This window comes from Pyrococcus sp., assembly GCF_030153625.1.
GTDB lineage: Archaea > Methanobacteriota_B > Thermococci > Thermococcales > Thermococcaceae > Pyrococcus > Pyrococcus furiosus.
In genome coordinates, this window is sequence record NZ_JASKLM010000053.1 from 1 (window position 1) to 11,174 (window position 11,174).

At 41.6% G+C, this 11,174-nt stretch carries 10 protein-coding genes and 3 pseudogenes; 6 read left to right on the forward strand and 7 right to left on the reverse strand.

Going from position 1 to position 11,174, the window contains the following annotated elements:
* Window positions 1-92, forward strand: a pseudogene (locus tag PWP39_RS08435) (IS6 family transposase); the annotation flags it as partial.
* Window positions 93-99: 7 nt separating this feature from the next.
* Here the strand turns inward: PWP39_RS08435 and PWP39_RS08440 are convergent.
* Window positions 100-615 (reverse strand): annotated as a pseudogene (locus tag PWP39_RS08440) (MBL fold metallo-hydrolase); the annotation flags it as partial.
* Between the two features lie 60 nt (window positions 616-675).
* Here PWP39_RS08440 and PWP39_RS08445 point away from each other — a divergent pair.
* Both PWP39_RS08445 and radA read left to right on the forward strand, forming a co-directional pair.
* Window positions 676-1,296: an HVO_0476 family zinc finger protein gene (locus tag PWP39_RS08445; protein WP_011013067.1), complete on the forward strand. Its 621-nt coding sequence runs from the start codon at window positions 676-678 to the stop codon at window positions 1,294-1,296.
* Window positions 1,297-1,435: 139 nt separating this feature from the next.
* Window positions 1,436-2,485 carry a DNA repair and recombination protein RadA gene (gene radA, locus PWP39_RS08450; RefSeq protein WP_011013066.1) on the forward strand — a complete coding sequence of 350 codons (1,050 nt, stop codon included), beginning with the start codon at window positions 1,436-1,438 and terminating at the stop codon, window positions 2,483-2,485.
* Window positions 2,486-2,578: 93 nt separating this feature from the next.
* Here radA and PWP39_RS08455 read toward each other — a convergent pair whose 3' ends face one another.
* The 3 genes from PWP39_RS08455 to PWP39_RS08465 are packed head-to-tail and all read right to left on the reverse strand — an operon-like array spanning window position 2,579 to window position 5,569.
* Entirely contained in the window at window positions 2,579-3,655 is a 1,077-nt protein-coding gene (locus tag PWP39_RS08455) for an SPOUT family RNA methylase (protein WP_011013065.1), read from the reverse strand.
* Window positions 3,652-4,737, reverse strand: coding sequence for a DmpA family aminopeptidase (locus PWP39_RS08460; protein WP_011013064.1), 1,086 nt, complete (start codon window positions 4,735-4,737; stop codon window positions 3,652-3,654). Before PWP39_RS08460 ends, PWP39_RS08455 begins: the two co-directional genes overlap by 4 nt.
* Before the next feature lie 55 nt (window positions 4,738-4,792).
* A complete protein-coding gene (locus PWP39_RS08465) occupies window positions 4,793-5,569 on the reverse strand; it encodes a potassium channel family protein (RefSeq protein ID WP_011013063.1) in 777 nt (258 codons plus the stop codon).
* Window positions 5,570-5,681: 112 nt separating this feature from the next.
* Here PWP39_RS08465 and PWP39_RS08470 point away from each other — a divergent pair, with 112 nt between their 5' ends.
* The 3 genes and pseudogenes from PWP39_RS08470 to tpiA all read left to right on the forward strand — a co-directional run bounded on the left by PWP39_RS08470 (window position 5,682) and on the right by tpiA (window position 7,672).
* On the forward strand, window positions 5,682-6,338 hold the full coding sequence (locus PWP39_RS08470) for a protein-L-isoaspartate(D-aspartate) O-methyltransferase (RefSeq protein ID WP_048059100.1): 657 nt from the start codon (window positions 5,682-5,684) through the stop codon (window positions 6,336-6,338).
* Window positions 6,335-6,948, forward strand: a pseudogene (locus tag PWP39_RS08475) (HAD-IB family phosphatase). Before PWP39_RS08470 ends, PWP39_RS08475 begins: the two are co-directional and overlap by 4 nt.
* A gap of 37 nt (window positions 6,949-6,985) precedes the next feature.
* Complete coding sequence (gene tpiA / locus PWP39_RS08480; RefSeq protein WP_011013060.1) at window positions 6,986-7,672, forward strand: triose-phosphate isomerase; 687 nt, start codon at window positions 6,986-6,988, stop codon at window positions 7,670-7,672.
* Window positions 7,673-7,675: 3 nt separating this feature from the next.
* Here the strand turns inward: tpiA and PWP39_RS08485 are convergent, their stop codons facing one another.
* The 3 genes from PWP39_RS08485 to PWP39_RS08495 form a co-directional block, all read right to left on the reverse strand.
* Window positions 7,676-8,683: a Gfo/Idh/MocA family protein gene (locus PWP39_RS08485; RefSeq protein ID WP_011013059.1), complete on the reverse strand. Its 1,008-nt coding sequence runs from the start codon at window positions 8,681-8,683 to the stop codon at window positions 7,676-7,678.
* Window positions 8,684-8,689: 6 nt separating this feature from the next.
* Entirely contained in the window at window positions 8,690-9,820 is a 1,131-nt protein-coding gene (locus PWP39_RS08490) for an RNA-guided endonuclease InsQ/TnpB family protein (protein WP_014835532.1), read from the reverse strand.
* A 154-nt stretch (window positions 9,821-9,974) separates the two neighbouring features.
* Entirely contained in the window at window positions 9,975-11,021 is a 1,047-nt protein-coding gene (locus PWP39_RS08495) for a Gfo/Idh/MocA family protein (protein WP_011013057.1), read from the reverse strand.
* Window positions 11,022-11,174 lie beyond the last annotated feature (153 nt).

Below are 11,174 nucleotides of genomic sequence, written 5' to 3' on the forward strand. Positions count from 1 at the left end.
GGTATAATTTTGTCAGAATTCATTCTAGTTTTGGTGATCCGCCTGGTGATGTTACTGAATGGCTTCAGGAGGTGATGCCCCAGTTATCCTAACAGTATCCTCTGGCCCTGTATCCCCTGTAACCCCTATTCTCCTTCCCTTGATTTCAAAGAGATAACCCCCAGCAATTTCGAGAGAGTGAATAACTGGGAAGTGAATTACCCTAAAGTTGTCAAATGAATATTCATTCCAAAATTGAAGCTCCTCATACCTCCACTCATAGCCAGAAGGGACTTCACTTCCAAAGGCAAGCCTAGAGAGTTCCTTTGCAACTTTTATGCCAAGTGTATTTGACGAAATAATAAGTTTTTTGTAAACTTGAAGATCTGGTACTCCAAATATGTGATCAAAATGAGCGTGGGTTATAAACACATTCTCTACTTTTTTGTTTAAGCGCTCTAGGTGATAATGAAGGTCTGGACTTGGGTCCACTAGTATTTTTCCCTCTTCTATGTAGAGAGAAAATCTTGTCCTTCTAAAGGCTGGATTTCTCCTTGCAATGCTACAATTCTCACAGTTACACAATGGCTTTGGTGTCCCACTGTATGAACCTGAGCCCAATATCACAACCTTCATTTTTCCTCACCATGCAAAAGTTCTTAACTTAATTAATTAGCCTTTTTTAAGGTGAGCAAAATGGAGGAGTATTATGTTTGTCCTGAGTGTGGAAGTGAGGATGTAGAGGTCATTAAAGAGAGGGGGAGAGAGGTTACTCTAAGGTGCAACGAATGCGGTTACGTATGGATGATCACACTCCCAAAATTGAGGGAGATTCCAGTAATAGTTAGCAAACATGAGAGAAGCTTCAGGGAGAAGGCTGTGCTCCCTGAGGATGAGGTAATAAAGGTAGGAGATGTTATTGAGATAGAAAACGACCAAGTGAAAGTACTTAGCATAGAGCTTCCAGGAGGAAAAAGAGTGAGAAAGGCCAAAGTAGCAGAGATACAGACAATTTGGGGCGAGAGCTTAACATACCCAAAGGTCTTCGGAGTGTCAATATATCTCCCAGGAGGAATAACTCAGTCATTTAAGGTAGTTGTGGATAGAGAGGAAGAATTCGTGGTGGGAGAAGTAATAGAAGTTGGAGGTTACACCTTCAAAGTTGAGATGATAAAGACAGAGAAGAAGCTCATGAGGAGTGGCAAGGCCAAGGCCGAAAACATAGTAAGGCTAATGGGTCATGCAATAAAAGGTAGAGCGAGAAGAAAGCTCAAAATCTATGAGGGCTATGATTCGATATCTGCTGAGAATCAGTAATTTTATTTCTGCATTTTCTAGAAAAAACGTTTTTAGGAAATATTTCTCAAAATCTTTCCCTTTAAAAACCCTTAGTAAAATATATAACTCCCTCAGTCATACCCACCTTGAAGACTCACGATCATATGGGTGATGGAAGATGGCTGGTGAGGAAGTTAAGGAGATAGATGAGTTTGAGGAATTAGGATTTGAGCCTGCTACAGAAGAAACTCCTAAGAAAAAGAAGAAGGAGAAAATAATCAGGTCAATAGAAGATCTTCCAGGAGTTGGACCGGCTACAGCAGAAAAGCTTAGAGAAGCTGGTTACGATACTTTAGAGGCAATAGCTGTAGCTTCCCCAATAGAGCTCAAGGAAGTTGCTGGAATAAGCGAGGGAACAGCATTAAAGATAATTCAAGCTGCAAGAAAGGCAGCTAACCTGGGAACATTCATGAGAGCAGATGAATATCTCAAGAAGAGAGCTACAATAGGGAGAATTTCCACGGGGAGTAAAAGCCTTGATAAGCTTCTTGGTGGTGGTATAGAAACCCAGGCAATTACAGAGGTGTTTGGAGAGTTCGGTAGTGGAAAAACTCAGCTAGCCCACACACTGGCAGTTATGGTTCAATTGCCTCCAGAAGAAGGAGGGCTTAACGGTTCTGTAATATGGATAGACACAGAGAACACATTTAGGCCTGAGAGAATAAGGGAAATTGCCCAGAATAGAGGGTTGGATCCAGATGAAGTCTTAAAGCATATTTACGTTGCTAGAGCCTTTAATAGCAATCATCAAATGCTTCTTGTTCAACAAGCTGAAGATAAGATAAAGGAGTTGCTCAACACAGATAGGCCCGTTAAGCTCCTAATAGTGGACTCACTAACGAGTCACTTTAGGAGTGAATACATTGGTAGGGGAGCCCTAGCAGAGAGACAGCAAAAGCTTGCAAAACACCTTGCTGACTTGCACAGGCTAGCAAATCTATACGATATAGCCGTCTTCGTAACTAACCAAGTACAAGCAAGGCCTGATGCATTCTTTGGAGATCCAACAAGGCCTATAGGTGGTCACATCTTGGCCCACAGTGCCACGCTAAGAGTTTACCTAAGGAAAGGAAAGGGTGGAAAGAGAATAGCTAGGCTAATTGATGCCCCACACTTGCCAGAGGGAGAGGCAGTATTCTCAATAACTGAAAAAGGGATAGAGGATTAGCTAAGCTTGAACTCTTTTGTCTTTTTCTTCATTCTCCACTCCTCAATAATTCTTATAAATGGACATTTAGATCTCCAAAGCCTTATTATCTCTTTAATCTTCCTTATCACTAATCTCACCTCTCCTCCTAAGTTCCTCTTCATATATAGTCCACAAAGCCACTAGTGTTGCTGGGATCCCATGCTCGGTTGCAAAAGTCATGTAGGGGGCTAAATCAACTACATAATCTGCAAACCTAAACAAGCCTACTGGAATGCCCTCCCTTGACCCTATGAAAACCACAACTTCCTTGGCGTAATACATGTCCTTTGCAAGCTTATCTTTGACTTCGTTAAGAGTAGGTCCTTTTGGATCTGTAATTATGATTAACCTCCTGCTCCTTCTCTTGTCTCTAATTACCTGGTAGAGGTCCCAAACACTTACGGGAACTTTTTCAACTTCCCAGGGGTAGGCTTCCTTTTGAATTTGATATCTGCTCTCTTGTCCCTCCTTTACTCCCCTTATAAACGCCATAAGCTCGTAGGCGTTCATCTTTTCCTTGGGTGCTATTATTAGCTCTTTAACTTCAAAGGCCTGGGCTGCCCTGCCTATCTTTTCTCCAAAAGCTCTAGCTGTTTTATAATCTCCCCAATAGGGCATCTGAACGATTGTTAGCTTCTTGAACAGTTTCCTACAGTCTGGCTTGTCCTTGGGATATTTTTTCCACTTAAGATATTCTTCTCCTGGGATTACTGAGATATACGCTTTGTCTCCAATTATTTCAACTTGAACAACTTTGTCTGGATAGCTTAAGTTCACTTCAGCATTTGTCAAATCTTTGATCCTGGCACCAAGTACAACGTTCACGTCCACGCTTGAAAAGTCCCTCTTTCCTCTCTTCTTTGTTCTAACAGCAAAGCTCTCGCCTTCTTTTATGTACTTTACTATCTCCTCTGCAGCTCCCTTAATATCCTCGAGTGTTGCTGGAACTTCTATTAAAACTGGATAAACTTTCTCGACCTCTGGAACCTCCAATATCTTTTCTAGAGCTTTCTCATTGTCACTCTCTACTATAACTATCCCAGGATATCCCTCTGGGGCTATTGTAACTTTAGCGTCTGGGAGAATTTCTTTGATGTAGTTTCCAGCCACAGCTTCCATGTCCATTTGGGTTTTAACTATGAACTTCATTCCTCAATCCTCCCGTATTTTTTCATTATCCTCACTAACTCTTCCTTGGGAAGAGCATACCTTATATGATTGTCCCTTCCATCCATAGTTTTAGCTTGGAGGAGGGAATTAATAATTGCCTCTTCAACAGCTTCAGCTGTAGCTTTAAATATGGGAGATAACACCGAATCTGGAAGAGCTCTAATGGAAATCTCTTGCTTCTCATAGTGTTTTATCTTGTTTGCTGTCGAGAAGGCAACCACTACATCTCCACTTCCGTTGTAGGCATAACCTCCAGTCCTTGCTAACCCAACGACAGCCCTCTTAGCTAATCTGTTGAGCTGTCTTGCTGTTAGAGGAGCATCTGTAGCCACAATCATTATTATGCTTCCCTTTCCACTACCACCTCTCCCAGGCCAGTCCTTAAGCTCTAATCCCACTGGGACTCCTGCTATTGTTAAGTCTTCCCTCTTCCCAAAGTTGCTCAAGACTAGAGCTCCAACTGTATACTTCTTTCCCTCCACCTCCACAATCCTTGAGGAAGACCCTATACCCCCTTTAAATTCAAATGCACTCATTCCAGTTCCTGCCCCAACTGCCCCTTCTTCGAAATCTTTTGAAGCACTTTCAATTGCCTCAACAACGTGCTCTCTCTTTACATGCCTTCCCCTTATGTCGTTGAGGTAAGAGTCATTACACTCCAAAACAAGAGGGTTCACTGACCCTGTTGTGACCCCTATGTCCTCATTTTCCCTGAGAACATAGTCAAGTAACCCATCTATTGCTGTTCCTATGCTTAAGGTGTTCGTGAGAATTATTGGCGTTTCAATGGTCCCGAGTTCCCACAGCTGAACTAACCCTACTGGCTTAGAATATCCATTCATTACAAAAGCGCCTGCTAAAACTTTCTCTTTATATATGTTCCCATCATGAGGTAAAATAGCTGTGACTCCAGTTCTTACGGGTCCTTTACCTGGGATCAATTTTCCCCTTCCTTTTATGAGAGTAACGTGACCAACTTTAACTCCCTTGACATCAGAGATGCTATTTCTTTTTCCATGCTCAAAAACGCCTATCCTAATTCCCAAATCTGGTGCCTTCATAGTTACACCCAAGTTGAATCTTTTAAGCTTTGCATTTTTAGCCTTTTATTGTGGGTTATTGATTTTCTATTTCCATTTTCTCCTTAATTTTCCTGAGTTGTGCTTCCTTAATAGCTTCTTTATGCTCTATATCGCCTTTGATACCTTTCACACGCATTGAAAGTCTAAGTAATGAGTCTTCTGGTCCATAACATATGAGAACATCTCCTGGAAGTATCTTTGTGATTCCAGTTGGAGCGCCAATATAGATTTCCCCATTTTTCGTTTTTCTATATATTCCAAGTACAAGGATTCCCTCTTTGTCGAGTTCAACTTTCCGTAATGTTTTATTTGCCAGCCAACTGTTTTCCTTTACCTGGATTCTAGAGATTGAGTAACCTCTAGAGAGTCCTAACAACTGATTATAGTCGTAAACCTTAAGTTCTGGGAATTGTTTTTCGAGAAATTTCTTTATGACTCTTCTCATCCATCTCTCAACTCTTTTTGAGGTGAAGAAGAAGTAAAGGAAAACAAGACTTATTACAAGAATTCCCAATGAAGTTAATGCCTCACTCTTACTCTTTCCAACAAAAGTAAGTATTAATGTGGCTATCGCTGATGTTATTCCTGCGCTTCCCAAAAATATCAGGATTCTAATTATTCTTCTCCTCACTGGATGGGAAACTACGTATTCACTTTCGCTAGTTGTAAAGCCTGTGCCAGAGTAGGCAGATTGAGCCTGAAAAGCAGCTACATCTCTAGATAAGCCAGTCATTTCAAGGGCTATTGCTCCAATCCTGACAATGATTATCGAAAGCACGACTACAAGGATAAAGGAGATAAGGGCAAACACTTTTATGGCACCTGTCAGAATTGTACCTTTTCTGCTGGAATTTATAAAGATTATTTTGGAACAAACAAAGAATATAGTAATGCATTTATACTCTTCAGATTTTCCTCTAATGATGGATGAGAAAGAACTTTACGAAAAGTGGATGCGAACAGTGGAAATGTTGAAGGCTGAGGGAATAATTAGAAGTAAGGAAGTGGAGCGAGCATTTCTAAAATACCCTCGATACTTGTTTGTGGAAGATAAGTACAAAAAATACGCTCACATTGATGAGCCTCTTCCAATTCCAGCAGGCCAGACAGTCTCGGCTCCTCATATGGTGGCAATAATGCTTGAGATCGCTAATCTAAAACCTGGAATGAATATTCTTGAAGTGGGAACTGGAAGTGGGTGGAATGCTGCCTTGATTTCTGAAATAGTCAAAACGGATGTATACACAATAGAAAGGATCCCTGAACTTGTGGAATTTGCAAAAAGAAACTTGGAGAGAGCAGGCGTAAAGAATGTTCATGTAATTTTGGGAGATGGGAGTAAAGGATTTCCTCCCAAGGCTCCCTATGATGTTATTATCGTCACAGCTGGTGCTCCAAAGATTCCCGAACCACTTATTGAACAGTTAAAAATTGGTGGAAAGTTGATAATTCCTGTAGGTAGCTATCACCTCTGGCAAGAGCTTTTAGAAGTTAGGAAAACTAAAGATGGCATTAAGATCAAAAACCATGGTGGGGTAGCCTTCGTTCCTTTAATAGGGGAATACGGGTGGAAAGAATGAAAGGGCTTATAGCCTTTGATTTAGAAGGGACGTTAACTGATATGATAAGTTGGGAAATTCTTCACGAGAAATTTGGGACGTGTGATAAAGCTAGGGTTCATACTTCTCTTTTTCTCTCGGGAAAGATAACTTATCATGAATGGGCTGAGATGGATGTGAGATTATGGAAAGGTAGAAGGAGAGAAGAAGTTGAGGAGGCCTTTTCTCAGGTTACCCTTAAACCCTACGCCCGAGAGCTCTTTGAATGGTTGAAAAAGAACAACTTCAAAACTGCTATAATAAGCGGGGGTTTGATGTGCCTTGCAAGAAAGGTGGGAGAAAAGTTAGGTGTGGATTTCATTGTAGCTAATGAGTTAAAGTTTGATTCCCAGGGAAGGATAGAGGGGGTGATAGTTAGAGTTACATTTGACAATAAAGGTGAGATTTTAAGACAGCTAAAGCAAAAAGTCAATCCAAATGTTACAATCGCCGTTGGGGATTGGAAAATGACAAATCAATGTTTGAGGAAGCTGATATTTCCATTTCTCTGGGAGATATTGACGGAGATTATAAAGCTAGGGATCTGAGGGACGTTCTCGAAATTTTGAAGAGTATTGTTAGAAACATTTAAGAATATTGAAGTAAATTTTCACGATTGGTGATAAGCTATGGCTAAACTCAAGGAGCCAATTATAGCAATCAATTTTAAGACGTACATAGAGGCAACTGGAAAAAGGGCTTTAGAAATAGCAAAGGCCGCTGAAAAAGTGTACAAAGAAACAGGTGTAACAATTGTGGTTGCTCCCCAGCTTGTAGATCTAAGAATGATTGCCGAAAGCGTTGAAATACCTGTATTCGCTCAACATATAGACCCGATAAAACCTGGGAGTCATACTGGACACGTTCTTCCTGAGGCTGTGAAGGAAGCTGGAGCGGTAGGGACTCTCCTCAATCACTCTGAGAATAGAATGATCCTTGCAGATCTCGAGGCTGCAATAAGGAGGGCCGAAGAAGTAGGTCTAATGACAATGGTCTGCTCTAATAATCCTGCTGTATCGGCGGCTGTAGCCGCTTTGAACCCAGATTATGTTGCTGTAGAGCCTCCTGAGTTGATAGGAACTGGTATCCCAGTCAGTAAGGCCAAGCCTGAAGTGATAACCAACACAGTGGAGTTGGTTAAGAAGGTAAATCCTGAGGTTAAGGTTCTTTGTGGAGCTGGAATATCCACGGGAGAAGACGTTAAGAAGGCAATAGAGCTTGGAACGGTAGGGGTTCTTTTAGCAAGTGGAGTAACAAAAGCAAAAGATCCAGAGAAGGCGATATGGGATCTTGTTTCGGGAATAATTAAGGAGTAGAAGCTAAATCTCTATCTTTACTGTTTTTCCTGTTTTTGAGGATTCATATGCTGCAAGGACTACTGCTAAATTCTTGAGTGCATCTTCTCCCGTTATTGGAGGTTCTTTATCTTGCTGAATTGCATCTATAAATGAGTTAATTATCCCCTCTATATCTGCCCTCTCCCAGTAAATCTTTTCGGTCTTGTCTTGATATACTGTGAAGTCTGGATAAGCTGTTCTTATATCAAGGAACCCATCGTCACCGACTATGTAGTACTTCATCTCTAGTCCCACGGGGTATCCTTTCGGATTCGCCCACCCTGCTGTTAGTAGGGTAACAACTCCGTTTTTGAACTTAATGAGTGCGGTTCCTATGTCGTCAACTTTAAATCCCCATATCTTTGCTCCTATGTCGGCATAAACCTCCACTGGATCACTCTCCGTAAGCCAGAAGAGTGAATCTATTCCATGGGGTGCCGTATCCATGAAGCCTCCTCCTCCACTCTTCCTTACGTCAAAGAACCAGCTTGTATCTAGGCCCTCTAAGAACATTGGTGGCTTTACATACTCTGAAATTGCATAGATGTACTCTAACCTTCCTATCTCGTTGTTTTCTATCATTTCTTTGGCCTTTCTTAATGGTTGAGTGAACCTGGGATTGAATGGAACCATTAGCTTAACTCCAGCTTTTCTTGCCGCTTTTATTATCTCCTTCCCATCCTCTAGAGTTAGTGCTATTGGCTTTTCTAGGAGTATGTGCTTGCCCTCTTCTGCAGCTCTTATTGCTACTTCTTTGTGCTTGTATGTTTCAGTAGCAATGTAAACCGCCTCTATTGTTTTGTCCTTTAACAATTCTTCATATGTTGGATAGAATTTTGCTCCATACTTCTTAGCTTCTAACTTTGCAACTCCAGAGTTCGGCCCATCTCCTGATATTGCAACAAGCTTAGCCCTTCTGCTCGCCTTAATTACGGGGGCATACCTCAACGCGTGAGGGTGAGCGTAGCTTATAATCCCAAACCTTACCATCTCACATCACCATCCTTGTGGGCTGGAAGCCTCGTCCTTTAGGGTGGGGAGGAAAGTCCGCTTTCTTAATTCTTCCAAACCTTTTTTCGCAATATTTATTGAGGCATTATAATCCCTATCAGCCACAAAGCCGCACTTTGGACACCTAAACACTCTATCATCTTTGAAAGTTCTAACGTAGTAACCGCAGTTTGAACACGTCTTTGAAGTCCCTCTCGGGCTTACAAAAATTACTGGCACACCGTATAGCTTTGCCTTGTAAACTATTTTTGCTATCAAGTCTGCATAGCTCCAAAGGTGTAAAATTTTCCTCAATAGTTTCGGCCTCCTTTGCTTTTTCAGCCCCTTCAGCTTCTCAAGGACAATAGCCCTATTCAACTGCTTTGCCTTTAAAACAAGTGCTTTAGCAATTTTATGGTTTAAGTCATTGACAAACCTCCTGTCTTTGTGGTTTGTCCTAGCATAAATGCCGAACTTTTTCATAAGCCTCTCTTGCCTTCTAGCAGTCAACCTTTCCATATGTTCCTTATGCCTTATTAATATGTCCCCTTGAACCCTCATAACTACTCTTCCCTTTTCATCGCTTGCCACCAACAAGTTGTAGTATCCCAAGTCCACCCCAATTGTTCCAACGGGCTTTATTGGTTCTTTTTCTGGAACATTGACCGAGACCAACGCATACCAATCTTTGTCAACACGTTTTATAATAACTCTACCGTGTTTGTATTGAAGATACTTCTTGTACTTCTTTGGAACGTATAGTGGCAAATAAACCCTCCTCCCCATTAAAGGGACAACCAATCCGTTATTTTCTATCCTAACATCAACACCTTTAAAGTAAATAACATCAGAGCGAAACTTCGGAAATTCTCCTCCGTTCTTGAGCCAAGAGCGATAGATTTCGATTGCCAAGTTCATGGCATCTTGGACAACATTGCTGTGTAGCTGGGGGTATTTGTCCCTAATTGCTCTGTAAGCAAATCTATGGAGGTTGCCCCTGTTGGGCTTCTCCCCAAGCTGAGCAATTGCACTAAGCCAATCATTTACACAGGCCTTGAAGGCTTCTATAGATTGTTCTAGCATCCATTCTTTGCTCCTTGTTAATGGTCTCATTTTCATCTTTAGCGTGAGCTTCATCTCACGCACTCATTATGTTTTTTGCGTAAAGCTTTTAAATACTTTTCGCTTACCTTATGGTGAGGGTGCCTCTGACCGTGCCCGATGACACCAACCTGCCCAATGAAGCACGGGCGACCGTGGGGAGGGTGTTCCCTGTGGGAACCCTCGCCATTCACGGCGAGGAGGAGGTCAGCTCCTCCACGTTCAATCTAACTGGTTCGCCCTTTCTTATACTCTCTCTTGCCTTTTCAGCTATATATAAGGCTATCAATGCGTCTTTAGCTGTAACGATCGGGTCACATTCTGACCTAATGCATTCGAAGAAGTGCTTTAGCTCAGCTTCAAAGGCTTCTGGAAACGTTGAGAGCATTGGGGAAAAGCGAGGCATCTCAAAACTACTCTTTACAACTCCCACCACTGGAGCATCTAAGGGTGTATATCTAATTCTTCCATTCTTTCCTATGATGTCCAGGTGGTGGTAGAAGACTCCATATTTGGCTGGGAGTGGATAGCTCCAACTCACTTCGACGATTCCAGTTTTTTCTCCTTCAAACTTTATGAACATTATTACGTGATCAAAGGTTTTGTTAACTCTTGCTTCGCCTCTTATGGCCTTTCCTACGGCAAAAACTTCTATTGGTTCGCTTTCAAAGAACCATCTAAGAAAGTCAGTTACGTGAACCCCTAAATCTAGTGCAACTCCTCCACTCTTGGATTCATCCCAGTACCAATAGTCGGCTGGGAATGGAAGATGTTGAACTTCAGTTTTTCTTATCTGCACTGGTAGTATGTTCCTGGACTTTATGACCTCCTTTATTTGGATCCATCTCTTGTCAAACCTTCTCACATGACCTACAAAGAGTTTAAGGCCTTGTTGTTCTGCTTCTTTTATCATTTCTTTTGCTTCTTCTACCGTTAAGGCTATAGGCTTCTCAACGATTACGTGCTTTCCAGCCTTTAGGGCTTTTATTGCTATCTCAGCGTGGGTGTATGTTGGTGTTAAAACCTCTACTACATCCATGTCTTCGTTCAGAAATTCATCTAGGTCTGTATATACTTTGGCATTCAATTCTTTTCCAGCTTTTTTTGCAGCCTCTTCGTTAATATCCATCACAGCCACTACTTTAGCTAGGTGTCTTAGTGCTTTCAATGCTGGCTTGTGAGCGAGATTAAAGATATTTCCACAACCCACAACACCTACTTTTAACCTTTCTACCATTCTCACCACCATATTATATTATTCCCCCATGATTAAAAAGATATTGCCAAATTCAGGATACTGTTAGGATAAGCTGTGGGGTGTCAGGTTTAAGTTACTGGCAGTACTTTAGAAAAAGAAGGGGGAACATGAAGTCTGAAACCATTATTTACT

Excerpts from the sequence above, each read along its gene's own strand:
- PWP39_RS08445 (WP_011013067.1), top strand. The coding sequence starts at position 676 with ATGGAGGAGTATTATGTTTGTCCTGAGTGTGGAAGTGAGGATGTAGAG.
- radA (WP_011013066.1), top strand. The coding sequence starts at position 1,436 with ATGGCTGGTGAGGAAGTTAAGGAGATAGATGAGTTTGAGGAATTAGGA.
- PWP39_RS08455 (WP_011013065.1), bottom strand. The coding sequence starts at position 3,655 with ATGAAGTTCATAGTTAAAACCCAAATGGACATGGAAGCTGTGGCTGGA.
- PWP39_RS08460 (WP_011013064.1), bottom strand. The coding sequence starts at position 4,737 with ATGAAGGCACCAGATTTGGGAATTAGGATAGGCGTTTTTGAGCATGGA.
- PWP39_RS08470 (WP_048059100.1), top strand. The coding sequence starts at position 5,682 with ATGGATGAGAAAGAACTTTACGAAAAGTGGATGCGAACAGTGGAAATG.
- tpiA (WP_011013060.1), top strand. The coding sequence starts at position 6,986 with ATGGCTAAACTCAAGGAGCCAATTATAGCAATCAATTTTAAGACGTAC.
- PWP39_RS08485 (WP_011013059.1), bottom strand. The coding sequence starts at position 8,683 with ATGGTAAGGTTTGGGATTATAAGCTACGCTCACCCTCACGCGTTGAGG.
- PWP39_RS08490 (WP_014835532.1), bottom strand. The coding sequence starts at position 9,820 with ATGAAGCTCACGCTAAAGATGAAAATGAGACCATTAACAAGGAGCAAA.
- PWP39_RS08495 (WP_011013057.1), bottom strand. The coding sequence starts at position 11,021 with ATGGTAGAAAGGTTAAAAGTAGGTGTTGTGGGTTGTGGAAATATCTTT.